We start from the raw sequence: 24,646 nt of genomic DNA, 5'->3' as shown, positions 1-24,646 counted from the left end.
CATCAGCCCTTCTCGCCCATGAGCCCGCTCGGGCGGACCAGCAGGATCAGCAGCATTAGCGCGAACGGAATCGTGGCCGACAGACTCGAGAGCTTGAGCGTCATCAGCCCGCCGACGCCCCGCGCCCAGTCGCCCGCGCCCGCGCCCGACAGCGCGAACAGGTCGGCCAGGCTGTAGTCCACGCCCACGGCCAGCGAGGTGACCACCCCGATCAGCAGCGACGCCAGCATGGCGCCGCCGAGCGAGCCCAGGCCGCCGACCACCACCACCACGAACACCATCACGCCGAGTTCGAGCGCCATGTTGGGGTTGGTAGTGTAGAAGGCGCCGGCCACCGCGCCCGCCAGGCCGGCGAGCCCGGCGCCCACGGCGAACACGCCCATGAAGACCAGCGGCACGTTGTGGCCCAGCGCCTCGGCCATGCGCGGCTTGTGGATCGCCGAGCGCACCACGATGCCGACGCGCGTGCGCGTCAGCAGCAGGTAGATCGCGGCGAACATCGCGATGGCCACGCCGCCCATCAGCAGCCGGTAGGCCGGGTACTGCGCGCCCCCGATGCTGAAGGCCGGCACGTCGAGCGCAGCCGGGATGCGGTAGTCGACCGGGAAGTTGCCGAAGAAAAGCTTGATCGTCTCGGCAATGATGAACGACAGGCCGAAGGTCAGCAGCAGCTCGTGCGCGTGGCCGTGGTGGTGCACGCGGCGCAGAAAGAAGCGCTCGACCACCACGCCGATCAGGCCGACCAGGATCGGCGAGGCGACCACCGCGGCCCAGAAGCCGATGGTGCCCTGCAGCGTGTACGCGAAGTAGGCGCCGAGCATGTAGAACGATGCATGCGCGAAGTTCAGCACGCCCATCATCCCGAAGATGAGCGTGAGGCCGGCGGACACCATGAACAGCAGCAGCCCGTAGACCACGCCGTTCATGAGGGAGACGATGAGCTGGTCCATGGGCCTCAGGCGGGACGCTTCATCGCGCAGCTGGACTGTGCGGGCGTCGAGGCTTCCTCGGCCGTGAAGCGCTTGACCGGCTTGAAGCCCATATCGGTGCCGTCCACCTTGAAGCGCGCGTCCTTGGCCACGGTCGACACCACGATCGGCAGCAGTGTCTGGTGGTCGGCGGCGCGCATGCGCATCTCGCCCATCGGGGTCATGACCTTCGCCGTCTCGATCGCGCGCGCCAGCGCATTCACATTCAGCGCGCCGTTCTCGGGTTTTGTGCGCTTGAGCGCGTCGGCCACCATGGCCATGCCGAACACGGTCTGCGGCTCGACGAAGGCGGGCGCATGGCCGGTCTTGGCCTTGTAGTCGGCAACGAAGCGCTCACCCTCGGCGCCGCCGGCCTCGGCATTGAAGGTGTGCGCGACGAAATGGCCCGCCGCGAGTTCGCCCGCGTTGGCGATGTTGCCCGGCTGGTCGAGGAAGACGGTGCCGAAGCGCACCTTCAGGCCCGCCGACTTCGAGGCCTTCATCAGCAGCAGCAGGTCGTTGGACCAGTTGCCGGTGATGACCGAGTCGGCCTTCGAGCCGCTGATCTTGGCGACATAGGGCGCGAAGTCCTGCACCTTGTTGACGTCGTGCAGTGTCTTCTCGACCACCTGGTAACCGCCGGCCGCCGCGTTGTCGACGATGGCGCGCTCCATGTCCTGGCCCCAGGAATAGTTCTGGTTGATCGAGTACACGCGGGTGCCGAGCGCGTTGGCCTGCTTCATCGCTGCGACCAGCGCCTTGGTGCGGATCTGCGCGTCGCCGCTGAAGCGGAAGTGGTGGAAGTTGCACTTCTCGCCGGTGAGCTCGAGCGCCTCGGCACCGACGTTGATGTAGATGATCTCCTTGCCCGGATTGCGCAGGTTGTGCTTGCGCACGTCCTCGGTGATCTGCCCGCCGATGGCCGACGAGGCGCCCTGCACGATCAGGTGCACGCCGTCGGCGGCCGCGGCCTTGAGCTTGTCGGCGGCGCCCGCGGGGCCGCCCTGGTTGTCGTACTCGAGCAGCTGCACCGGCTCGCCGTTCCAGCCACCGGCCGCATTGATCTGGTCGATGGCGAAGCGCACGGCCGTGCGGTAGGCCTGGCCCGACGAGGCCTGCGGGCCTGACAGCGTTTCGAGCACGCCGACCTTGACGGGCGCGGCCGATGCGGCGCCGAAGGCGAAGAAGCCGAGCGCGCAGGCGACGCCGGACTTGAGGGTTGCTTTGAGTTTGTGCATTGATGTCTCCATGCTTGTTGGTAAGTGAAGGAAGGCGGGGCTCAGAGGTACTCCATGTTCCCGTCGACGCTGATGGCCTGGCCGCTGAGGTTGCGTGCCGCGGGCGAGCAGAGGAAGAGCGCCATCGCGGCCACGTCGTCGGCCGTGACCATGCGGCGCAGCGAGATCTTCTGCAGATACTCCGCTCGCATCGCCTCCACGGAGACGCCGGCGTTGGCGGCGCGCGCGCCTATCACGCTGTTCATGCGGTCGCCTTCGACGGTGCCCGGAAGGATCGCGTTGACCCGCACCCCGTGGGGCCCGAGCTCGATCGCGAGCGACTTCATGAGACCGACGATGGCCCACTTGGTGGCTGCATACGGCGTGCGGAATGCATAGCCGAGCCGGCCCGCGACCGAGCTCATCGCGATCAGGCTCGGGTTCACCGTGGAGCGCTTGAGCAGCGGTACGGCCCGGTTCGAGAAGTAGAACTGGCTGTTCAGGTTGACCGCGACCGTGCGCTCCCAGTCGCCGCGCTGCAGTTCGTGGATCGGACCTGTGGGCCCCGCGATGCCGACGTTGTTGACCAGAACGTCGAGCCCGCCGAGCGCACCCTGCACGTCGTCGAAGACGCGGTCGACGTCGCCGGCTACCGAGGCATCGGCCACGCTCGCGGTGATCTCGGGTGCCTCGCGCGCGAGCCGGTCGAGCGCCGAGCGGTCGATGTCGCAGACGTGCACGCGCGCCCCCGTCTCGCGAAAGGCCAGGGCCACGGCCGCGCCGAGGCCCGATGCGCCAGCGCTGACCAGCACGCGCAGGCCGGGCGGCGGGCGCAGTGAATCGATGATGCTCATGGTTCCTGGGGTGTCTGTCCGATGCCCTGCAGTGTCGGAAAACGCAGCGCGCGCGCCTATGTGCGGCGCGCACACTGCCGGCCACGTCGCGATGTGATCACCCGCCTGGGGCTCGGACCCATGGGCATGGCGGCGCGCTTCTGCTAGCCTTCGCGGCCCTATGTCACTCCCCCCTTCCGAACGGCCGCGCAGCGTGGCGCCGAGCCCTGCCGCTGCATCGCTGGCGGCCGACGAGATCGCCGCCGAGCTCGTCAGCCTGCTGCACCGGAATGCGCCGGCCGAGGAGTTCGCGGCGCGGCTCGCACGCGTCGAGGCGCTGCCCGACGCGCTGCAGCGCAAGACCGGCCTGGTGGAACTGGTGCGCATGGCGATGGCGCTGCGCAACCGGCTCGAGGTGCACGAGCACCGCGAACGCGGCATGCTCGCGGTCATCGAGTCGGCGCAGGACCTGTCGAGCCGCCTCGACCTCGCGGGACTGCTCAAGGCGATCGTCGTGCGCGCGCGCAACCTCATGGGGTCGCACCTGTGCTGGCTCACGATCTACGACAACGACAGCGGCGAATTCCAGGTGGTGGTGGCCGACGGCGCGATCTCGCAGCGCACCGGCCGGATGACCGCGGGCCGGAGCCTCGGCGTCGCGGGCGTGGTGATGTCCACGCGGCTGCCGTTCTTCACGCCCGACTACCTGCACGACAACCGCTTCGTGCACGACCCGAAGCTCGACGACACCTTCCGCGACGAGGGCGTGGCCGCGCTCGTGGGCGCGCCGCTGATCTGCGACGACAACGTGATCGGGCTGCTCTTCGTGGCCGACCGCTACCACCGCACGCACACCGCGCTCAACGTGTCGATCCTGTGCACGCTCGCCACGCATGCGGCGGTCGCGATCAACAATGCCAAGGCCTTCGCCGCGTCGAAGGAAGCGCTCGAGAAGGCCGACCTCGCGCGCAGCGAGCTGGAGCGGCATGTGCGCGACGTGCAGGGCGCCGCCGAGGCGCACGAGCAGCTGACCTCGCTGCTGGCGCAGGGCGCGTCGCTCGGTGCGTTGTGCCAGTCGGTCGCGCAGCTGCTCGACGGCAGCGTGCTGGTACTCGACGAGGCCTTCCAGGTCATCGGCCGCGGGCGTGCGGCCGGTTATGCGGGCCGTGCAGCCGACGACTACGCGCCGCACGATGCGCACAGCGCGGCGCTTGCGAAGGCGCTGCGCGAGAGCCGCCGCGCGGGCCGCTCGGCCGTGGCATTTTCAGCAGGCGGCGAGCTGTGCCGCGTGATCGCGGTGCTCGGCGGCGACGACGTGCTGGGCGCCGTGCTGCTGTTCCGGCACGAGGACCTGCGCGAGGTGTCGCTGCGGACCTTCGAGCGCAGCTCGAGCGTCATCGGCATCGTGCTGCTCTCGCAGGAACGCGTCGAGGCTGGCAAGAGCCGAGAGGTATCGGCGCTGCTGCGCACGCTGGTCTCGCCGCGGCAGGACGAGCCGGCCGTGACGCGCGACCGCGCCGAACGCTTCGACCTCGATTTGTCCCAGCCGGTGTCGCTGTTGCTCGTGGAGATGGCCGAACCGCGGCCGGGCTTCTGGGCCCGCCGCCTGCGTGCGGGCACGCAGCGCTTCGCGCATGTGCTCGACGAGGTCGACGGCGTGCTGGCGCTCGTGTGCGGTGCGACGCGGGCGCAGGACGTGCTCGCCGAAGTCGCTGCGTTCGCGCGCGGCGAGCTCGGCGACGCCTACCGCGGCGTGCTCTCGCGGCCGGTGCGGTCGCCGGCCGAGCTGCCCGCGCTCTACGCGGCGCTGCGGCGCGCTCTGGCGGTGCTCGGGCGCCTCGGCATGCGCGGCAGCATCGTCGGGCAGAACGAGATGGCGCTCTACTCTGTGCTGTTCGAGACGCACGACCAGGCGAGCCTCAGTGCCTTTCTCGATGCGACCATCGGTGCGGTGATGACGCACGACCGCAAGCGCGGCTCGGAGCTGACTGCGACGCTGCTGGCCTACTTCGATTGCAACCAGAACGCCAAGTCCACCGCGGCGCGCATGGCCATCCACGTCAACACCGTGCGCCAGCGGCTCGCGACGATCGAGGAGCTGTTGGGGCACTGGGGCAGCGCGAGCCGCGCGCTCGAGATCCACATGGCGCTGCGGCTGTGGAGCATCGGGACCTCCGGCGAGGCCTGAAACCGCCGGTCGCGGCTTTTCGCTAAAGTCGGGCGGGGAACCGGATGGCGCGGACACGGGGTCTGCGGCCGCCGGAGTGACGGGACGAGGAGAGCAGCGTGAGGCAGTGGCGTCTGGCGGGAAGTCTGGCAAGGCTGGTGGGTCTTGCGAGTCTGGCAACGGGTTGCGGCCTGGCCGCGGCCGAGCCGGCATGGTTCACCGTCGCGGGCGATCCGCTCGACCGGTCCGCCGACACGGTGCAGGTCGATCTGAGCGGTGTGAAGCAGGGCGCCGCACGCTCCGAGGGCGGCATCGAGCTCGCCGTGCGGGTGAACCGCTCGGCTCCGCGCTACAACTGGGACGGCATTCCCTATCGCTCCTACGAATCGCGCGTGGTGTTCGATTGCGGTGCGAAGAGCGCGGCTTACTTGCAGGCGCGCTACTACGCCGAGCCGCTGTGGCGGGGTGCTTCCCACCACGAAGCCGACTACGCGGAATCGCCGCGACCCATGCGTTTCGCCGGGATGTCGCCGAATCCGACGGCGCGCCTCGTGCGCGCGGCATGCCGCACGGGGCCTTGAAGGGGGCGGTTTCCGGGCATCGCGGGCGCGGGGTTCAGCGCCAGACGACGCGGCCATGCGCCCGGCGCCTACGCACCGGTCGAAGCGCGGCGCCAACCTGAGGGACCGGCCGGCGCCATGCCGTGCCTCTTTCTCTCTCTTGCCCAGGAGCCTCACCCATGACCCACCCCAAGGACGCAGGTCCGAAGCCACCCCTTCCCACGCCCGCGCAGCAGCCGCCGGGCCTCGAATCCGCCATGACGCCGGCGCCGGATTTCGGCGAGGACTCGTACGTCGGTTCGGGCAAGCTCGCGGGTAAGGCGGCACTCGTGACCGGCGGCGACAGCGGCATCGGCCGAGCGGTCGCGCTGGCCTTCGCCCGCGAAGGCGCCGACGTGGCGATCTCCTACCTGCCCGAGGAAGAGTCGGATGCGCAGGTCACTGTGCGCGTCGTGGAGGCCGCCGGCCGGCGCTGCCTGGCCCTGCCGGGCGACATCCGCGACGAGGCGCACTGCCGGCACCTGGTGCAGCAGACGGTCGAACGCCTTGGCGGGCTCGACGTGCTGGTCAACAACGCGGCCTTCCAGATGTCGCACGCATCCCTCGACGAGATATCGGCCGAGGAGTTCGAGCGCACCTTCCGCACCAACGTCTATGCGAACTTTTTCCTTTGCAAGGCCGCGGTGCCGCACATGAAACCCGGCAGCGCGATCATCAGCACCGCCTCGGTCAACGCCGACAAGCCGAACGCGACCCTCGTGGCCTACGCGGCGACCAAGGGCGCGATCCAGAACATGTCGGGCGGCATGGCCCAACTGCTGGCAGACAAGGGCATCCGGGTGAACTGCGTCGCGCCCGGTCCGTTCTGGACGCCGCTGATCCCCTCGACGATGCCGCCCGAGAAGGTGAAGGAATTCGGTTCGCAGACGCCGATGAAGCGGCCCGGCCAGCCGCGCGAGCTGCAGGCCGTCTATGTGCTGCTGGCGTCCGATGAGGGCAGCTACATCTCGGGCGCGACGATCCCGGTCACGGGCGGGGTGCCGTTCATCTGAAACGGGCCGCGTCGCGCAGGTCTCCGCTATTCCTACGGCGCACCACGCCGCAGGCCGACGCGGCGTGCCTGTGGCGCCCTTAGCCTGGAGCCATGAACCCGCAAGACACGACCACTCCCCAGACCGTCAACGCCGATGACAGCGCGGCCATCGAGGCGTTGGCGAAGAAGCTCGACGCCACGCCCGAGCAGGTGCAAGAGGCGATCGGCGTCGTCGGCACCAAGGCCTCCGACATCGAGCTGCACCTCAAGGGCTCGCGCAGCACCACCAACGCCGAGCGCACCGCCTCAAAGAGCTGAGGGCCGCCGCGCGTTGCGCCGGCGGCGCCCCGAGCGGACCGCGACGGCCAGCAGCACCAGTGTTGCGCCGGCGAGGCCGAGTGTCGTCGCCTTGGTCGCCGGCTTCGATGCGGCGCGGAAGCCGCCGTCGATCGCATGCCCGCGCGAGGCATCGAACAGGTTGCCGTCGCTCGGCGCCACGGGCTGCGCGCGCCGCTGCAGCGTTTGCGTGAGCCAGCGCATCGAGCGCGCCAGCAGGTCGGGCGCGAGCGCGTGCGCCAGGATGCCCAGGCGCGCCGGCGCGCCGATGTAGGTGCGCCGACGCGGCCGCGTGGCGCCGGCCAGTTCGACCAGCGCGTCGGCCACGCGGCGAGGATCGACCATCGGCGGCGGCGGCCCCACACTGCGGCCGGTGTAGTTGGCGCCATGCGCCATGCCGGGGCTGTCGACGAAGGTGGGGAACACCTCGCAGACATGCACCTGCGGCATGTCGCGCAGCTCGGCGCGCAGCGCTTCCGAGAACCCGCGCAGCCCGAACTTGCTGGCGCTGTACGCGGTGGCGCACGGCGCCGACACCCAGCCGCCGATCGAGATCATGTTGATGAGCGTGCCGCTGCGGCGCGCCCGGAAGTGCGGCACGATCGCGTGCGCGCCGTGGATGTGGCCGAGCAGGTTGGTCTCGATCACGCGCCGATGGGCGTCCATCGGCGTGTCCTCGAACCGGCCCACCGCGCCGACGCCTACGTTGTTGATCCACACGTCGACGCGGCCGAAGCGCAGGATCGCGGTGCGCGCGAGTTCCGCCACGGCCGTGGCATCGGTTACGTCGGTGGGCACCGCCACCGCGGGCGCGCCGAGCGCCACGCAGGCATCGGCCACGGACTGCAGCGCGCCCGATGCGCGCGCCGCGAGCACCAGCGAGGCGCCCTGGGCGGCGAACGCGAGCGCGGCCGCATGACCGATCCCGCTGGAGGCACCGGTAAGGACGATGGTCTTGCCGCGCAGCGGCGCGGCGGGATGGCGGGTGGGTTCGGCAGACGTGGGGTTATCGGCTGACATGGGCGAGGTCTCCTACAATGGCCGGCAAGGCTCGACGCCGGCCTGATCCGGCATGCTCGGCGCTGCGCCGGCGGCCGCTTGCACGCCGGCCGCCCGAGTGCGGGTCGGACAAGGGCGAAGGGCTACGCCGCGGGCGGCTGAAGCCGCGCCGCATCGTCTCGCCCGAGAAGTTCTAGCGTGGCCGGGTCCCGCACGTCCTCGTAGAAGCGCGAGAGCACATCGCGGAACACCGGCTCGCCGGGTGCGACCGCCTCGAACAGCGTCATGCACGAACGCAGCTTCAGATCGTCGGGCGAACCGAAGACCGCGTGCGCGCTCCGGCCCTCGATGGCGAGCACCATCTGCGCGCACTGCCGCAGGCTCTGCGAGAGCAGCGGGTGCGCCCAGTAGGCGGCGGCCTCGTCCGCATCTTCGAGCCCGAAGAACCTGGCGGTGGCGCTGCGGCCGAGGGCGCGCAGTTGCGGAAAGACGAACCACATCCAATGGCTCTGTTTGCGCCCCGCGGCGAGCTCGGCGCAAACCTGCGCCCAGACGGGCGCCTGCGCCGCCACGAAGCGTTCGAGGTCCCAGGTGCCCGATGCCATGGCGCCAGCTTACAACCCCAGCTCCCGTTTGGCGATGATGTTGCGCTGGATCTCGTTGCTGCCGCCGTAGATCGACATCGCACGGCGCCAGAAGTAGTTGGGCGCCGCGCCATGCAGGCTCGCACCGAGGCCGTCGAGATCGCCGTCGCCGCGGGCCTCGGCCGCATCGAGCACCTGGCTCTCGGGGCCGGCCGCCTCGAAGACCAGCTCGGTGATGCGCTGGCCGATTTCGGTGCCGCGGATCTTGAGCGCCGATGCCAGACCCGCCCCGGGCGAGCTGCCGCTGCCCATGCTCGACAGCGCACGCAGCGTGGTCATCTCGAGCGCCTTCAGCTGTGCCTCGGTGGCCGACACCTTGGCGCGGAACACCGGGTCTTCGATGAGCGGCCGGCCGCGGTGCAGGGTGGCCGAAGCGATGCGGTGCAGCCGGCGCATCGCGAAGGTGGAGAAGCCGATGTTGGAGTTTTCGACGCGCTCGTGCTCGAGCAGGAACTTGGCGTACGTCCAGCCCTGGCCCTCCTCGCCGACGAGGTTGGCCTTGGGCACCTTCACGTCGGTGAGGAATACGGCGTTGAACGAATGCGTCCCTTCGAGCATGGGGATCGGCTGCACCACGATGCCCGGCGTCTTCATGTCGATCAGCAGGAACGAGATGCCGTGCTGCGCCTTCGCCTCGCGGCGGGTGCGCACCAGGCAGAACATCCAGTCGGCATAGTGCGCGTACGAGGTCCAGATCTTCTGGCCGTTGACGAGGTAGTGGTCGCCACGGTCCTCGGCGCGGGCGGCGAGCGAGGCGAGGTCCGAGCCCGAGGCCGGCTCCGAATAGCCCTGGCACCACCACACGGTGGAATCGCGGATGCCTGGCAGGTGCTGCGCCTTCTGCGCCTCGCTGCCGAAATTGAAGATCACCGGCCCGACCATGCGCGGGCCGAAGGGCTGGATCGTCGGGCAGTCGAGCTCGGCGCTGATGGTCTCGAAGATGTAGCGCTGCGTCGCGCTCCAGCCGGGGCCGCCCTGCGTCACGGGCCAGGTGTACGCATGCCAGCCGCGGCGCCCGAGGATCTGCTGCCAGCGCATGAAGTCCTCGCGCTGCAGGTGCAGGTCGTGCGCCACGCGGCGCGCGATGTCCTGCGGCAGGTTGTCCTTGATGAAGGCACGCACCTCGTCGGCGAAGGCGCGTTCCGCGGGGGTGAAGGCGAGGTCCATCGTGTGTCTCCTCTCAGTCCATGTTGATCGGGCGCAGGATGAAGTGCACACCGCCGACATGCACGCCCTGCGCATCGGCACGCAGTCCGCGCGCGCGGGCCGCGGCTCGGATCGCGTCGGGGTCGCGCGCGTCCACCACGATGCCGCGCAGGCCCTCGCCGCGGCCGTCGTCGGCGCGCACGAAATGCAGCGTCGCGTTGTCCACACCGACCTCCCATCCCGCCGCCTCGTCGGCGCTGCGCGTGGCGGGCCGCGCGAGGATGCGCCCCCAGCGTTCGGCAAGTGCGGCGGGGTCGTCGGACTGCAGCACCGCGCCCGAGATGCCGACCACGCGAGTGCGCTGCACCGCCTCGCGCCAGTGCGGCCCCGCCGGCCAGTAGGCGCCCTGCAGGTCGGTGCCGTTCAACGTGGTGTTGATCTCGAGCAGCGCACCGCCGGTGTCGCGCGGATGCAGCTGCATGCCCTCGTAGTCGCCGAGCGCGAGCGGCGCGGCGATGCGCACGCCGACCTCGGCCACGTGCGCCCGCCAGCGCGGCAGGGCGTCGCTGTCGAGAATGACCATGTAGCCGCCGTCGCCGCGGCGCCGCTCCAGGTAGCGCCCGGCCGTGGTGGCTTCGGCGAGCGGCGCCACCACCTCGACGAAGCTGCTGCCGAACGGCATGAGCGCGTTGTGCAGGCCGAACTGGCCGACCTCCGGGTCGCGATGGCACACGCGCACGTCGAACACCGCGCAAAGGTCTTCTTCGACGGCGGCCAGCTCGCGCGCCACCAGGCAGAGCTGGCGCAGGCGCAAGTAGCGTTCGGGTGGCGGTGCGGGCGGGGTGTTCGTCATCGAGGCTTGTCTCCTTTTTGCTCCGGATGCCCGGAATGCCATAGTTGTGAATATGATATAACAAATACAAAATCAACGGAGACAAGGCCACCCATGACATCGCTTGCCGGACTGCGCGTGCTCGACCTCTCGCGCTTCATCGCGGGACCTTACTGCGCCATGATGCTCGGCGACATGGGCGCCGAGGTGGTCAAGATCGAGCCGCCCGGCGAAGGCGAATATGCGCGCCGCGCGCTGCCGGCGGTGGAAGGCCAGAGCCTCTACAGCTTCGTGGTCAACCGCAACAAGAAGAGCCTCGCGATCGACCTGCGCCATGCCGACGGCCAGCGCGTGCTGCACGCGCTGGTGGCCGAAGCCGACGTGCTGGTCGAGAATTTCCGCCCCGGCACGATGGAGCGCATGGGCCTGGGTTGGGAGGCGGTGCACGCGCTCAACCCACGGCTCGTGATGGCGCGGATCTCGGGCTTCGGGCAGGACGGGCCGCTGGCGGACAAGCAGTGCTTCGACGGCGTGGCGCAGGCGATGAGCGGCCTCATGGACCTGACGGGTGCCGCCGACGGGCCGCCCACCATGCTCGGCTCGTTCATGTGCGACTACACCACCGGCATGTACGCGGCGCTCGGCATCCTGGCGGCGCTCAACGCGCGGCATGCCTCGGGCAAGGGCCAACTGGTGGACGTGTCGCTGCTCGAGAGCGCGGCCTCGATGCTCATGACCGCCATTCCGCAGCAGAAGCTCTTCGGCACCACGATGACGCGCGTGGGCAACCGCGACCGCTTCGTGGCGCCGTCGAACACCTTCGCCACCCGTGACGGCCGCTACGTGCTGATGGTCGGCGGCGACGACAACATGTTCCCGCGCGTGGTGCGGGCCATGAAGGCGCTCGCGCTGCTGGACGACCCGCGCTTTGCCTCGATGGCCTCGCGCCTCGAGCACCGCGGCGCGGTCGAAGGCCTGGTCGCCGAATGGATGCTGCAGCATGCGGCCGACGAGATCGTGGCGCGGCTCGAGGCCGAGGGCGTGCCGTGCGCCAAGGTCGCGACCATCGACGAGGTGGTCGACAACCCACAGCTGCGCCATCGCGGCGCGATCGCCGAGATTCCGTTCGGCGCCACCTCGGTGCCGGTGCAGGGCGTGACCATCCATCTCTCGGACACGCCGCTCGCCATTCGCAGCGCGATGCCTGCGGTGGGCGCGCATGGCGACGAGGTGCTGCGCGAATGGCTCGGCTGGGGCGAAGAGCGCGTGCGCGCGCTGCATGCCGGCGGCGCGCTCTGAGATCCATCACCGCAAACCACACTTCACTCAGGAGAAAAAACCCTTATGGCCACCACCCAGGAGCTCGTCGAGCATTTCGAGCACGGCGTGCTCACGCTCACGCTGAACCGGCCCGAGCGCCTCAATGCGCTGACCGTGCCGATGACCGAGGCGCTGCTGGCGGCGCTGCGCCGCGCGGCGGTCGACACCGAGGTGCGCGCCGTGGTGCTGACCGGCGCGGGCCGCGGGTTCTGCGCCGGTGGCGACGTGAAGGCGATGGCCGAGGACGACGCCACGCGCCACACGCTCGAATCGCGCACGCTGCAGCTGCGCGAGCACATGGAATGCGCGCGGCTGCTGCACGAGATGCCCAAGCCCACCCTCGCCGTGGTGCGCGGCGCGGCCGCGGGCGCGGGCCTGTCGCTCGCGCTCGCCTGCGACCTGCTGCTGGCGAGCGACACCGCCAAGCTCACGTCGGCGTTCGCCAAGGTGGGGCTGTCGGGCGACTTCGGCAGCACCTACTTCCTGACCAAGCTGCTGGGCCCGCGTGCGCGCGCCTTCGCGTTGCTGTCGCCGGTGGTGAAGGCCGACGAGGCGCTGCAGATGGGGCTGGTCACGCGCGTGGTGCCCGACGCCGAGCTCGACGCCGCGGGCCGCGCGCTCGCGCAGCAGCTGGCCGACGGTCCGTCGATCACGCTCGGCCACATCAAGGCCAACCTGAACGCGGCCGAGCAGGGTGCCACGCTGGCGCAGGCGCTCGACCACGAGGCCATCCGCCATATACGCTGCGGCATGACCGAAGACCACCAGGAAGCGGCGCGCGCCTTCGTCGAGAAGCGCGCACCGAAGTTCGTCAACCGCTGAAGGAGACACCCGCATGGACCGCTTTTCGCTCAAGGGCAAGACTGCCATCGTCACCGGCTCGTCGCGCGGCATCGGCCGCGCAATCGCCATCGCCTATGCCCGCGCGGGCGCCCGCGTCGTCGTGACCAGCCGCAAGGCCGACGCCTGCGAGGCCCTGGTGGCCGAGCTGCGCGGCGAGGGGCTCGAGGCCACGGCGATCCCCTGCAACATCTCGAGCAAGGAGCAGGTGGCCGCGCTGGTCGACCGCACCGAGGCGGCCTTCGGGCCGGTCGACGTGCTGGTGTGCAACGCGGCGGTCAATCCGTACTACGGCCCGATGTCGGGCATCAGCGACGAGGCTTTCTCTAAGGTGATGGACGTCAACATCCGCTCCAACCTGTGGCTGGTGAACCGCGTGGCGCCAGGCATGGCCGAGCGCGGCGGCGGCTCGATCGTCATTATCAGCTCGATCGCGGGGCTCACGGGCTCACGCGTGCTCGGCGCCTATGCGATCTCGAAGGCGGCCGACATGCAGCTGGCGCGCAACCTGGCGCTCGAATGGGGCAAGCAGGGCGTGCGCACCAACTGCATCGCGCCCGGGCTGATCAAGACCGACTTCGCGAAGGCGCTCTGGGACAACCCGAAGACGCTGGCCGCCGCGCTCGCGTCGAGCCCGCTCAATGCCATCGGCGACCCGGAGGACATTGCGGGCGCGGCGCTGCTGCTGGGCTCCGACGCAGGGCGCTTCATCACCGGCACCACGATCGTGATCGACGGCGGCGCCACCATCGGCGGCGAGGCTTGACGCAGGGAGTTAAAGACATGACCTACCAGGACATCCGCATCGCCACCGAAGACCACGTGCTCACGCTCACGCTGAACCGCCCCGACAAGCTCAACGCATGGACGCACCGCATGGAAAGCGAGTTCCGCCAGGCGGTGGCGACGGCCGAGGTCGACGATGCGGTGCGCGCGATCGTGGTCACGGGCGCGGGGCGCGGCTTCTGCGCGGGCGCCGACATGGACATCCTCGAGGCGGGGGCGGCGGGGGCCGACGTCGGCGATGCAGCCACCGCGCCCGCGGCGCCGCCCGAAGGCGGCATAGAGGCCAACTACGCCTGGCGCTTCAGCTACCTGCTGCGCGTGCGCAAGCCGATCTTCGCGGCCATCAATGGGCCGATCGCGGGCATCGGGCTGTGCATGGCGGTGTTCTGCGACTTCCGCTACATGGCCGAAGGCCAGAAGCTCACCACCGCCTTCGCCAAGCGCGGCCTGATCGCGGAGCACGGTATCTCGTGGATGCTGCCGAGGCTGGTCGGGCCGACGAACGCGCTCGACCTGCTGCTGTCGGGCCGCACCGTCGTGACGGCCGAGGCCGCGGCGCTGGGGCTCGTGAAGCCGCTGCCCGCGCAAGGCTTCCTTGCCCAGGTGCAGGCGATGGCGCGCGAGATGACGCAGAACGCATCGCCGCGCTCGATCGGCGTGATCAAGCGCCAAGTGTACGACAGCCTGTTCCAGGACCTCGACACCGCATGGCGCCGCGCCGACGAGGAGATGCAGGCTTCGTTCTTGAGCGAAGATTTCCGCGAAGGCGTGGCGCATTTCCTCGAGAAGCGCCCGCCGGCCTTCACCGGCCGCTGACCGCACCCGAGACGACATAACATATACGCTATTTTCTGAAAGGCGCGCGTGCTGCGTGCCGACCCATACGCCATGGAAGACACCCCCCTCACGCGCGACAGCCTCAACGCGCAGGCCTACAACCGCCTCTGCCGCGACCTCAAGGCGGGCCGCTTTGCGCCGGGCGAGAAGCTCAAGCTGCGCGACCTCGCGGCCGAGATGGGCATCAGCCCGACGCCGGTGCGCGAGGCCCTGGCCCGGCTGATTTCCGAACAGGCGCTCGAACAGGTCGGCCACCATTCGGTGCGCGTGCCCGTGATGAGCGAGGAGCGCTTTGCCGAGGTGCGCACGCTGCGGCTGATGCTCGAGGGCGAGGCCGCCGCGCGCGCCGCGCCGCGCACCGGCACCGAAGACGTGAAGCGGCTCGAAGCCATCCACGAGCGCATGGCCGCGCTGCGCGAGGCCGGCGACACCGCGGGCGAGCTGCTCGAGGCCGAGCGCTTCCACATGGAGGTGTATGCGCTCGCGCGCATGCCCGTGCTGCAGCGCATGGTCGAGGGCCTGTGGCTGCAGTGCGGCCCTCTCATGAAGGCGCTGCAGACCCATGCGCTCGGCCAGCCGCGCAAGCAGCATCCGCAGTTGATGGTATTGCGCGGCCTGCGCAAGCGCGACGGCGACGTGGCGCGGCGCGGCATCCACGACGAGATCGACCGCACCACGGCGCCGATCCTGGCCTACCTGCGCGAGCGCAGCGCCGAAGAAGAGGCGCCCCGCGTGCCTGCAAAACAAAAGGCGGCAGCGGGCCAGGCGGCCTGAACAATCCGCAGCGCGCTCCATGCAGCGCGCGGATGGATGTGCATGCCGAATATTCATCGGCATGCCTTGCCGCGGCGGGCGCGTCGCCGCATGATGGTGCACAAACCGGGGCCCTCGCGCAGGTGCCACCCGGACGAGCAGACCGACTCGGAGACAACCCAGCATGATCGCCTACCGCCACGGCCACCGGCCGCTGCACGAGTACCTGCGGCTGCACGCGCGCCGCACGCCCGACAAGGCCGCCGTGATCTGGTACGGCCGCAAGATCTCGTGGGCCGAACTCGACGACCTGAGCGACCGCTTTGCGCAAAGCCTGCGCGACCGGGGCATCGGGCAGGGCGACGTGGTGGCGCTGTTCCTGCACAACTGCCCGCAGTACCTGATCGCGCACTTCGGCGTGCAGAAGCTCGGCGCCATCGTCAGCCCCTGCAACCCCGACGCGCAGGCCTACGAGCTCGAGCACCAGCTCAGCGAACTCGACGCGAGCGCCATCGTCGCGGGCGAGGAGCTGCTCAAGGTGGTGCTCGGCTCGCATGCGATGCGCACCGTGGCGCACGTCTACGCGGTGCGCAGCGGCGCCATGCTGCCCGCTACGCTGGCCATGGACGTGCCGCCCTGCCTGCGCCTGCCGCACGAGGGCGCACCGCCGCTGCCGGCCTGCACCATCGACTTCGCAGATGCGCTCGCCGCGGCCGGCCCGTTCGAGCCGCCCGACACCATCGCGATGGACGACGTGGCGCTGATGGCCTACACCTCGGGCAGCACCGGGCTGCCCAAGGGCGCGATGATCAGCTACGAATGCGCGCTCTACAAGACGGCCGTGAGCGCCGACAGCTTCGGCGTCGGCGCCGGCGACGTGATGCTGGCCGAGGTGGCGCTGCACCACATCTCGGGAATGATGACGGGCCTCGCGCTGCCCGTGTACGCCGGTGCCACCGTGGTGCTGCTCAACCGCTTCGACGCCACCGCGGTGCTGCAGGCTATCGAAGCCTGCAAGGTGACCTGGTGGTACACGATGGCGCCGTCGCTGCCTTCGGTCATGGCCTGCGACGATGCGGCGAGCTACGACCTGTCGACCCTGCGCACCACCGTGGGCACGAGCTTCGGCGTGCCGCTGTCGCAGGCGCTGGCCGCGCGCTGGAGCCGCTTCGCCAACGGCTGCCTGGTGTACGAGGCCGGCTACGGCCTGAGCGAAACCCACACCTGCGACACGCTGATGCCGTCCGACGCCATCAAGTGGGGCACCAACGGCAAGCCTGCGCCGGGCGTCGAACTGCGCATCGTCGACCTCGAGACCGGGCGCGACCTGCCGCCGGGCCAACGCGGAGAGATCCTGCTGCGCGGGCCGATCCGCTACAAGGGCTACTGGCTGCAGCGCGAGGCCACCGAGGCGATGCTGAAGGACGGCTGGCTGCGCACCGGCGACGTGGGCGTGGTCGACGAGGAGGGCTACCTCACCTTCCTCGGGCGCACCAAGGAGATGATCAAGGTCTGGAGCTACAGCGTGTTCCCGGAGGAGGTCGAGGCGATCCTCGGCATGCACCCCGACGTGCGCCAGGCCGCGGTGGTCGGGCTGCCCGACCCCGATCGCGGCGAGGCGGTGCAGGCCTACGTGGTGCTGAAGGACGAGGCCGCCGCGCGCGTGCGTGCCGGCCAGACCAAGGACCGCGCCGACCAGAAGATCATCGAATGGTGCCTGCAGCACATGTCGCACTACAAGGTGCCGCGCAGCGTGATCTTCCGCAGCGGCCTGCCGTCGTCCGAAAACGGCAAGGTGCTGCGGCGCATGCTGCGGGAGGCGGGCGGTCCATCGCCGATGGCGCTGAACTGATGACCCGCCGCGCGGTGCGCTTCAGCGCGCCGCGGCCGGCACGCGGTAGTTCATGAGCTCCTGCTTGGCGATCGCATTGCGGTGCACCTCGTCGGGGCCGTCGGCCACGCGCAGGTGGCGCGCGTAGGCATAGAACGAGGTCAGCAGCGTGTCCTGGCTCAGGCCCGCGGCGCCGAAGGCCTGCATCGCGTCGTCGATCACCTGCACGCAGTTGTTGGGCGCGAGCACCTTGATCATCGCGATCTCCTTGGCCGCCACCTTGTTGCCCACGGTGTCCATGCGCCAGGCCGCATGCAGCACCATCCAGCGCGTCTGGTCGATCAGCATGCGCGCCTTGGCAATGCGCTCGCGCCACACGCCCTGCTCGGCCAGCGGCTTGCCGAAGGCCACGCGCGAGACCACGCGCTCGCACATCATCTCAAGCGCCGACTCGGCCATGCCGATCATGCGCATGCAGTGGTGGATGCGGCCCGGGCCGAGCCGGCCCTGCGCGATCTCGAAGCCGCGGCCCTCGCCGAGCAGCAGGTTCGACGCCGGCACGCGTACGTTCTCGAACAGCACCTCGGGATGGCCGAAGGGCGCGTCGTAGTGGCCCATGAGCGCCATGTCGCGCAGCACGGTCACGCCCGGGGTGTTGCGCGGCACGATGATCATCGACTGCTGGCGATGCCGGTCGGGGTTGTCGGGGTCGGTCTTGCCCATCAGGATGAAGAGCTTGCAGCGCTCGTTCATCGCGCCCGTGATGTACCACTTGCGCCCGTTGATCACGTAGTCGCTGCCGTCGCGGCGGATGCTGCATTCGATGTTGGTGGCGTCCGACGAGGCCACGGCCGGCTCGGTCATCGCGAACGACGAGCGGATCTCGCCTTCGAGCAGCGGCTTGAGCCATTGCGCCTGCTGCTCGGGCGAGCCGTAGCGCGCGATGACCTCGGTGTTGCCGGTGTCGGGGGCGCTGCAGTTGAACGCTTCGGCGCTCCAGTAGCGCCGTCCCATGATCTCGCACAGCGGCGCGTACTCGAGGTTGGTGAGCCCCGCGCCATGTTCGGCCTCGGGCAGGAACAGGTTCCACAGGCCGGCGGCGCGCGCCTTGGGTTTGAGCTCTTCCATCAGCGGCAGCGTGGTGTAGCTGCCGCCGTTCTGTGCGTTGAGGTACGAGCGGTGAGCCTCTTCTTCGCGGCGCTGCTCGTTCGGGTAGATGTGCTCGTCCATGAAGGCGAGCAGGCGTTGGCGCAGGTCCTGGACCTTGGGGCTGTAGGCGAATTCCATGGCGTGTTCCGGTTGAGATGGGTGTTGAAAGAGGGATTTCAGGACCAGGAGAACAGGCCCAGCGACACGGCCACGAGCGCCGGCTTGGCCTGGCCTTCGATCTCGATCGTGTTCTCGGTGCGCAGCAGCGTCCAGCCGTCGTCGCGCGGCTCGGCCGCGAGCAGCTTCATGTGGTTGCGCACGCGCGAGCCCGCGGGCACCGGCGACATGAAGCGCAGCTTGTCCATGCCGTAGTTGACCGACTTGGTGGCGTTCAGCCCGCCGAGCAGTTCGTAGGTGGCAATGGGCAGCAGCGACAGCGTGAGGAAGCCGTGTGCGACCGGCGCGCCGAACGGGCTTTCGCGCCGGGCGCGTTCCACGTCGATGTGGATCCACTGGCGGTCTTCGGTGCATTCCGCGAACGCGTCGATGCGCGACTGCGGCACCTCGATCCAGGACGAGGTGCCGATCGGCTGGCCGACATGGTCGAGCAGGTTGTCTTTGGTGAGTGAGGGCATGGCGATGCACCTGAAATGGGATGCGCCAATGGTGCCGCTTGCCGTGCGCCACAGGGCGGCGCCTGCATGAAGGCTTTTCATCGGGCGCATGCGGCTTGTTGATGCCGTGGCCGCGCGCGTGCATGAACATCGGCCGTCGGATCTTTTGTGCGTCTGCCCCGAAAGGACACCGTGACTGCCAGCTACGAAGTGCGCGACGGCATTGCCGTTCTGACCATGGACAACCCGCCCGTCAACAGCCTGGGGCTGGGCAACCGGCGCTTCATCGCCGACGCGGTGCGCCGCGCCGAGGGCGATGCCGCCGTGCGCGCGATCGTGCTCACGGGCAGCGGCCGGGCCTTCTGCGGCGGCGCGGACATCCGCGAGTTCAACCGCCCCGAGGCGACTGCGGCGCCCGACCTGGTCGATGTCATCACGCAGGTGGAGGCTTGCGAGAAGCCGGTCGTCGCCGCGATCCACGGCGTGGTGATGGGCGGCGGGCTCGAGCTTGCGATGGGCTGCCACTACCGCATCGTCGAGGCCGGCACGCAGGTGGCGCTGCCCGAGGTGCGCATCGGCATCCTGCCGGGCGCGACCGGCACGCAGCGGCTGCCGCGCCTGATCGGGCTCGAACCCGCGCTCAACATGATCGTGACCGGCGACACCGCGCTGGCCGAGGCGCTTTTCGCGCTGCCGGGCCAACGCTTGTTCGACGCGCTCGTCGCTGCGGATGTGGTCGCGCAGGCCGTGGACTTTGCGCGCGAGAAGGCAGAACTGCGCCCGCTGCCGCGCTCGCGCGAACTGCACGTCGTGCATCCCGATGCCGAGGGCTTTCTGCACTTCGCGCGCAACGCAGTCGCGGCCGGTTCACAGCACTGTCCCGCGCCGCTGCGCTGCCTCGACTGCGTGGCGCAGTCGGTGCGGCTGCCGTTCGATGCCGCGGTCGCGTACGAACGCGAGGCCGTCACCGACCTGGTGTGGACACCCGAGAGCGCGGCCCTGCGGCATGCCTTCTTCTCGGAGCGTGCGGCGAAGAAGGCGGCGGGTCCCGGCGATGCAGCCATCGCCGAGCGCATGCTGGCACGCTACCGCGATGCGGCGCGGCAGTTGATGGCCGGCGGCGTGGACGCACGCGCGATCGACCGGGCGATGCGCGGCTTCGGCTTTGCGCCCGAACTGGCGACGGAGGTGCCTGCAGCGCCCGCGGTTGCACGCCCCATCGACGACGACGCGATCGTGCAGCGGCTGATGCGCGCGATGGTGGAGGAGGGCGTGCGCCTGATCGACGAGGGCGCGGCCGCACACGCGAGCCACATCGACCATCTGTTCCTTTCCACGCAAAGGTTTCCGCGTTGGCGCGGAGGGCCGATGTATGTCGGATCGCTGGCCGGGTGGTGCGCGCTGGCGGTGGGCTGATTCGCGCTGCGTGGGGCCGCCATCTTCAGCGCGTCACCTTGGCGCTGCGACGTTCGAACTCCAGATTCGCTCCCAGACCCACGCCAGCCCCCGCCGCACGTCCCCACGCGAACCCTCGTTGCGCGGGACCACGGGACGCCACGCCCCGCCTTGCGCCTCTGCGACGACGAATGAAAAGCTGTAGTTCGGCTCCTGACCCATGCGCAAGTCCGTGACCCATGCCCGCCCGCCGCGTGCATGCACCTTGTAGAAGCCGTGCGAGAACGCCGCAAGCCGCTGCACAGGCGGCAGCGTGCTCACGGACCCCGACACCGGTGGCGCAGCGAAACGCGTCCATTGAATCGGGCGGTCGCCGTCCAATAGCGAGCGGAAGCCCTCGTCGTAGTTCCCGTCCGGCCGCATGGCCACGATGCGCCACAGCAAGGTATTGAAGGGTGTTGGCGTCACCAGTATTGCCGCTGGCGGGACCGCCCCCGCGAGCGACGCCTGCGCCGTGGTGCGCACGTGCCATTGCGCAGCCGCACTCCACGCCAGGTAGGCAGTCGACAGCACAAGGCCCGCGTGCACCGACGGCAGGCCCCGCCTTTGGCGGCGCGTCACACCGATGACGACGCCTGTGAGCAAAGGCAGTGTGTAGAGCGGGTCGATGATGAAAATGCTGCCCACGCCGAAAGGGTGATTGGTGAACGGCAGCAGCAACTGCGTGCCGTAAACGGTCATCGCGTCCAGCAGGGGATGCGTCACCAGGGCCAGCCACATCGCGAGCCACCAACGCCGGACTTCGGCTCGCTCGCCGTGCAGCCATGTCGGCAATGCGGCAAGAACGGGCGACGCAAGCGTCAACCAGAACAGGGAATGCGACTCGGCACGGTGAAGCACCATGTTGCGCAAGGCATCGCCCTGATCGATCAATACATCCAGGTCCGGCAAGGTGCCGGCCAACCCGCCCCACAGAGCGGCCTTCCAGGCGGCCGTGCGACGGCCCATGGTGGCCAAGCCAACCGATGCGCCCAAGACAAATTGAGAAAGGGAGTCCACGGGCCGAGGCTAACCCACGGACTGGCCATTCTCTGCCCCGCGCGCCGGAAGCAAAGGCGCGACAACCTCGGCAACCAGCCTGGCATTGCCCGCACTGATCCTGCGCATCGGCCTGGACAGTCTTTCGTCACCCGCAGCGGCCAGCCAGAAGGCATGTGCTGCCTCGAAGGCCTGTGCCCAGACGTCGGGCCTGGCACCCAGCGAACGGAACGAAGGCGCGACAGGCCGCAACGGCGGCTCGATGCCACCGCCCACGGGCGCGTAGATCGTGGGGAGCATGTCGTAGGCCGGAGACACGTCGACCGGCCGTCCTCGCTCGTCGGTCATGAGCGAGAGATTCTCGAAGTGCCGGTCGACGTTCCCGATGAGTTCGGAAAAAGCGGTCAACACGAGGACTTGCCGCACCGAGCCGGGCCCGATCATTCCCGCTTCCTCGCAGCGCTGCGCGAACGAGGGCCAGTCGTCGCGCATGCCGAACAACGCGTCGTCGATCGCTCCGGCCGAGATCATGCCCCGTCGGCCGAACCGTCCCACGCGGTCGAAGCGCTCGACCTCGAGGTAGCCGTAGGCGTCGTTTTCGAAGTAGCGCGCCGCCGCTGCATCCACGCCCGCCGCCGCGAGCGCGCGCAACGCCAGTTCCTCGAGGACGAGCATTTCCGAGGACCGCGTGCCGACGCGTGCGAACTTCACGATGAGATGGCCGCGGCCCTCTGCCTCGCAGGTGAACTTGGGCTGCTCGCCGCCCGCGCTGCTGCCCGCGTCCGTCTGGCTCGTGGCGTTCGCCAGGTCGAGATAGGCCCTCGGAATGTCGACGTTGGCGATCGGCGCGGTCTGCCGCGACGCCATATGGGCGGCGAACGAGCTGGCGCCCCACATGAGAGAGCCGGCTACGTCCGAGCCGACTGCGCACAGGAACTTCACCCGGTGATCGTCGGACCAGTCGCGCAGCGACGACGGAACACCGATTTCCGCGGACACGACCTTCGCGATGCGCGCACCGAGGTAGCCCGACGGCGCGGCGAAGGCCATCGCCGGAGGGAGTCCTTCGTGGAAGCGGCTGTCCGGCCCGCCGAGATCGACCCAGGTGCCGCCGCGGAGAAAGCTGACAGCGCCGATCTCGCTGACCCGGCCGTCCTCGCCGACACGGAAGACAGGCTGGGGGGAAGCCACGGGTTCGTTGCGCACGAGCGCGTAGCGCGGTGTGCGCACGCCCGGTTCTCGAAAACGGAGGACTTCCTTGCCAAAATTCTGAATAGTTCGTGAGAGAGTTGCCTGACTGACCTGCAGGAGCGTCAGCAATTCATCGACAGGTCGCGGCCCCTGTGAAAGCACGGTGCGGACGAGCGCTTCCCTTTCGCCATCGCCGCGGCTCCTTGCTTTCATTGGAGAGTTCATCGAATAAGATCGTGAATAGTTCGATGAATTATACGGCGGGGCGTCGATGCGCCCGTTCGCCTACGCCCCAGGCCGCAGCACGAACCGGATGCCCAGCGCGTCGAACGCGGCGCCGCGCGGCCCCTCTCGCTGCAGCGCGACGCCGCGTGACGGCGCTTCGCGCAGCAGCCCGTCCAGATCGTCCACGCCGAGGTCGATGCCGGCCACCGTGGTGCGGCCATCGGCCGCGAGCGCGAAGCGCAGTTCGATCCCGTCGAGCGCGACGGCGGGCAGCCCCTGCGGGTTGCGGGCTGGTTGCGCATGGAACAGCTGCGCCCAATGCAGCGCGACACGCTCGGGCGAGCGCACCGAGAGCGTCAGGCCGCACAGCCGGGCAGGGCCGCGGGCGGTGTCTTTGATCGGCTGCGGTGCTTCCTGAAGGTCGACCCCGCAGGCGCCCGTGTCCACGGCTTCGAGCCGCAGGCACGGTGTGCCACCCAGCGCCGCGCCGTCGAGCGGCTCGATGCCAAGGCGCTGCAGGTGCGTGCGCTGGCGGGCGAGATCGCTGCATTGCAGGGCGAGCGCGTCGCCGGGCGCATCGCGCAGTTCGAGCCAGGGCCCGCCCAACGGCAGCCGCGGCCCGTGTGTGCCGTCGCCGTGGTCCGGCGACAGTGCGAACACGCGTTCGAAGAGCGCGAGCGCCGCAGCGCTGTCGGCCCTGTCGGCGAAAGCCAGGCGCAGGCCGCGCAGGCGGGGCGTGAACAGCGGCAGGGCGGCCATCATCGCGTTCGGTGGGGTGCTCAGCCCGTTGCCACGCGCTGCCAGCCAAGCTCGGCCAGCTGCCGCGCCTGCCGTCCGGCGTCGAGCGCATGGGCGTTCGATGCGTTGCCCGCGAGTGCGCGGCCCATGATGCCCTGCGCGATGGCGGCGGCGCGGAACAGGTTGAAGGCGGTGTAGAAGCGCCAGGTCTGCGGCGCCACGGGCGCGAGGCCGCGGCGCTCGCAATAGCGCGCCACGTGGGCGTCTTCGCTCGGCAGGCCGCGCGCGGCGAGCTGCTGCGCGTCGAGGTCACCGAGGCCGCGGAACGGCGGCGGCAGCTGCCAGGCCATGCAGTGGTAGGCGAAGTCGGCCATGGGGTCGCCGAGCGTCGAGAGTTCCCAGTCGAGCACCGCGACGACGCGCGGCGCATCGTGCGCGAACACCAGGTTGTCGAGTCGGAAGTCGCCATGCACGATGCGCGCAGGATGCTCGGGCGGCAGGTGGCGCGGCAGCCATTCGATCAGCGCCTCCATCGCGTCGATGCGCTCGGTCTCGCTCGCGCGGTACTGCTTGGTCCAGCGCACGACCTGGCGCTCGATGTAGTTGCCGGGACGTCCGTAGTCGGCCAGGCCGACCGCCGCCACGTCGACGTCGTGCAGCGCGGCCTGCACCCGGTTCATCTCGTCGCAGATCGCCGCGCGCTCGGCGGGCGCGAGCTCGGGCAGCTTCGGGTCCCAGAGGATGCGGCCGTCGACGTGGTCCATCACGTAGAAGGCGGTGCCGATGACGGCCGGGTCCTCGCACAGCGCATGCACGCGCGGCACGGGCACCGGCGTGTCGGCCAGCGCGCGCATCACGCGGAACTCGCGCTCCACCGCATGCGCTGAGGGCAGCAGCACGCCCGGGGGCTTGCGCCGCAGCACGTAGCGCCGGCTCGGCGTTTCGAGCAGGAAGGTCGGGTTCGACTGGCCGCCCTTGAACTGCGAGATGCGCAACTGCACATTGGCGCCGGGGTCGACGCGCGCGGCGAACCAGTGCCGCAGCGCGGTCTCGTCGAAGCGGTGCTGGGCACGCACTTCGGTGGTGCCTGCGAACGGCTCGCTGGTCGTCGTCATGGGGTGCCTGTCTCCTCGGTGAATGCGCGCGCGCGGCGACTCGCGGCATGATGGTGCGCGTTCGTCCAGGCGACAGCCT

At 69.8% G+C, this 24,646-nt stretch carries 24 protein-coding genes; 11 read left to right on the top strand and 13 right to left on the bottom strand.

What is annotated here, in order from left to right:
• Window positions 1-2: 2 nt before the first annotated feature.
• The 3 genes from AC3A6J_RS26350 to AC3A6J_RS26340 are packed head-to-tail and all read right to left on the bottom strand — an operon-like array spanning window position 3 to window position 3,039.
• Entirely contained in the window at window positions 3-950 is a 948-nt protein-coding gene (locus tag AC3A6J_RS26350; protein WP_487862967.1) for a branched-chain amino acid ABC transporter permease, read from the bottom strand.
• Window positions 951-955: 5 nt separating this feature from the next.
• The gene (locus tag AC3A6J_RS26345) at window positions 956-2,206 is read right to left on the bottom strand and encodes a branched-chain amino acid ABC transporter substrate-binding protein (RefSeq protein WP_487862966.1); all 1,251 of its coding nucleotides are present in this window, start codon (window positions 2,204-2,206) and stop codon (window positions 956-958) included.
• A gap of 41 nt (window positions 2,207-2,247) precedes the next feature.
• Window positions 2,248-3,039, bottom strand: a complete 792-nt coding sequence (locus AC3A6J_RS26340; protein ID WP_487862965.1) for an SDR family oxidoreductase — start codon at window positions 3,037-3,039, stop codon at window positions 2,248-2,250.
• 160 nt (window positions 3,040-3,199) lie between these two features.
• Between AC3A6J_RS26340 and AC3A6J_RS26335 the strand changes: the two genes are divergently transcribed.
• The 4 genes from AC3A6J_RS26335 (at window position 3,200) to AC3A6J_RS26320 (ending at window position 7,096) form a co-directional block, all read left to right on the top strand.
• Window positions 3,200-5,206, top strand: a complete 2,007-nt coding sequence (locus AC3A6J_RS26335) for a helix-turn-helix domain-containing protein (RefSeq protein ID WP_487862964.1) — start codon at window positions 3,200-3,202, stop codon at window positions 5,204-5,206.
• Window positions 5,207-5,304: 98 nt separating this feature from the next.
• Complete coding sequence (locus AC3A6J_RS26330) at window positions 5,305-5,766, top strand: surface-adhesin E family protein (protein ID WP_487862963.1); 462 nt, start codon at window positions 5,305-5,307, stop codon at window positions 5,764-5,766.
• A 158-nt stretch (window positions 5,767-5,924) separates the two neighbouring features.
• On the top strand, window positions 5,925-6,797 hold the full coding sequence (locus AC3A6J_RS26325) for an SDR family oxidoreductase (RefSeq protein ID WP_487862962.1): 873 nt from the start codon (window positions 5,925-5,927) through the stop codon (window positions 6,795-6,797).
• 92 nt (window positions 6,798-6,889) lie between these two features.
• The gene (locus AC3A6J_RS26320; RefSeq protein WP_487862961.1) at window positions 6,890-7,096 is read left to right on the top strand and encodes a DUF3606 domain-containing protein; all 207 of its coding nucleotides are present in this window, start codon (window positions 6,890-6,892) and stop codon (window positions 7,094-7,096) included.
• Here AC3A6J_RS26320 and AC3A6J_RS26315 read toward each other — a convergent pair.
• From AC3A6J_RS26315 to AC3A6J_RS26300, 4 genes are all read right to left on the bottom strand, one after another.
• The gene (locus AC3A6J_RS26315; protein WP_487862960.1) at window positions 7,085-8,134 is read right to left on the bottom strand and encodes an SDR family oxidoreductase; all 1,050 of its coding nucleotides are present in this window, start codon (window positions 8,132-8,134) and stop codon (window positions 7,085-7,087) included. The genes AC3A6J_RS26320 and AC3A6J_RS26315 overlap by 12 nt on opposite strands.
• A gap of 122 nt (window positions 8,135-8,256) precedes the next feature.
• Complete coding sequence (locus AC3A6J_RS26310; protein WP_487862959.1) at window positions 8,257-8,718, bottom strand: DUF1810 domain-containing protein; 462 nt, start codon at window positions 8,716-8,718, stop codon at window positions 8,257-8,259.
• A 9-nt stretch (window positions 8,719-8,727) separates the two neighbouring features.
• Entirely contained in the window at window positions 8,728-9,924 is a 1,197-nt protein-coding gene (locus tag AC3A6J_RS26305; RefSeq protein ID WP_487862958.1) for an acyl-CoA dehydrogenase family protein, read from the bottom strand.
• A 13-nt stretch (window positions 9,925-9,937) separates the two neighbouring features.
• Window positions 9,938-10,756, bottom strand: coding sequence for a VOC family protein (locus AC3A6J_RS26300; protein WP_487862957.1), 819 nt, complete (start codon window positions 10,754-10,756; stop codon window positions 9,938-9,940).
• A gap of 93 nt (window positions 10,757-10,849) precedes the next feature.
• Between AC3A6J_RS26300 and AC3A6J_RS26295 the strand changes: the two genes are divergently transcribed.
• The 6 genes from AC3A6J_RS26295 to AC3A6J_RS26270 all read left to right on the top strand — a co-directional run bounded on the left by AC3A6J_RS26295 (window position 10,850) and on the right by AC3A6J_RS26270 (window position 17,123).
• Window positions 10,850-12,034 (top strand): CaiB/BaiF CoA transferase family protein, encoded by a 1,185-nt coding sequence (locus tag AC3A6J_RS26295; protein ID WP_487862956.1) that lies wholly within the window; start codon window positions 10,850-10,852, stop codon window positions 12,032-12,034.
• Window positions 12,035-12,079: 45 nt separating this feature from the next.
• Window positions 12,080-12,877: an enoyl-CoA hydratase-related protein gene (locus AC3A6J_RS26290; protein ID WP_487862955.1), complete on the top strand. Its 798-nt coding sequence runs from the start codon at window positions 12,080-12,082 to the stop codon at window positions 12,875-12,877.
• A 13-nt stretch (window positions 12,878-12,890) separates the two neighbouring features.
• Complete coding sequence (locus tag AC3A6J_RS26285) at window positions 12,891-13,661, top strand: SDR family NAD(P)-dependent oxidoreductase (protein WP_487862954.1); 771 nt, start codon at window positions 12,891-12,893, stop codon at window positions 13,659-13,661.
• 17 nt (window positions 13,662-13,678) lie between these two features.
• On the top strand, window positions 13,679-14,497 hold the full coding sequence (locus AC3A6J_RS26280; RefSeq protein WP_487862953.1) for an enoyl-CoA hydratase: 819 nt from the start codon (window positions 13,679-13,681) through the stop codon (window positions 14,495-14,497).
• 72 nt (window positions 14,498-14,569) lie between these two features.
• Window positions 14,570-15,292, top strand: coding sequence for a GntR family transcriptional regulator (locus AC3A6J_RS26275; protein ID WP_487862952.1), 723 nt, complete (start codon window positions 14,570-14,572; stop codon window positions 15,290-15,292).
• 163 nt (window positions 15,293-15,455) lie between these two features.
• Complete coding sequence (locus AC3A6J_RS26270) at window positions 15,456-17,123, top strand: AMP-binding protein (protein ID WP_487862951.1); 1,668 nt, start codon at window positions 15,456-15,458, stop codon at window positions 17,121-17,123.
• Window positions 17,124-17,144: 21 nt separating this feature from the next.
• Here the strand turns inward: AC3A6J_RS26270 and AC3A6J_RS26265 are convergent, their stop codons facing one another.
• Together AC3A6J_RS26265 and AC3A6J_RS26260 are read right to left on the bottom strand one after the other, a co-directional pair.
• Complete coding sequence (locus AC3A6J_RS26265; protein ID WP_487862950.1) at window positions 17,145-18,389, bottom strand: acyl-CoA dehydrogenase family protein; 1,245 nt, start codon at window positions 18,387-18,389, stop codon at window positions 17,145-17,147.
• Window positions 18,390-18,427: 38 nt separating this feature from the next.
• On the bottom strand, window positions 18,428-18,886 hold the full coding sequence (locus AC3A6J_RS26260; protein WP_487862949.1) for a MaoC family dehydratase: 459 nt from the start codon (window positions 18,884-18,886) through the stop codon (window positions 18,428-18,430).
• A 171-nt stretch (window positions 18,887-19,057) separates the two neighbouring features.
• Here AC3A6J_RS26260 and AC3A6J_RS26255 point away from each other — a divergent pair, with 171 nt between their 5' ends.
• Complete coding sequence (locus tag AC3A6J_RS26255; RefSeq protein WP_487862948.1) at window positions 19,058-20,281, top strand: enoyl-CoA hydratase-related protein; 1,224 nt, start codon at window positions 19,058-19,060, stop codon at window positions 20,279-20,281.
• A gap of 33 nt (window positions 20,282-20,314) precedes the next feature.
• Here AC3A6J_RS26255 and AC3A6J_RS26250 read toward each other — a convergent pair whose 3' ends face one another.
• From AC3A6J_RS26250 to AC3A6J_RS26235, 4 genes are all read right to left on the bottom strand, one after another.
• Entirely contained in the window at window positions 20,315-21,319 is a 1,005-nt protein-coding gene (locus AC3A6J_RS26250; RefSeq protein WP_487862947.1) for a metal-dependent hydrolase, read from the bottom strand.
• 9 nt (window positions 21,320-21,328) lie between these two features.
• Window positions 21,329-22,702 (bottom strand): HipA domain-containing protein, encoded by a 1,374-nt coding sequence (locus AC3A6J_RS26245; RefSeq protein WP_487862946.1) that lies wholly within the window; start codon window positions 22,700-22,702, stop codon window positions 21,329-21,331.
• Window positions 22,703-22,774: 72 nt separating this feature from the next.
• On the bottom strand, window positions 22,775-23,476 hold the full coding sequence (locus tag AC3A6J_RS26240; protein WP_487862945.1) for a hypothetical protein: 702 nt from the start codon (window positions 23,474-23,476) through the stop codon (window positions 22,775-22,777).
• Between the two features lie 17 nt (window positions 23,477-23,493).
• Complete coding sequence (locus AC3A6J_RS26235) at window positions 23,494-24,567, bottom strand: phosphotransferase (RefSeq protein WP_487862944.1); 1,074 nt, start codon at window positions 24,565-24,567, stop codon at window positions 23,494-23,496.
• Between the last annotated feature and the right edge of the window lie 79 nt (window positions 24,568-24,646).

The organism is Variovorax sp. Soil_C_39 (genome assembly GCF_057656815.1).
The sequence above is the reverse complement of the archived record's forward strand: the minus strand, read 5'-3'. Positions and strand labels throughout refer to the sequence as shown.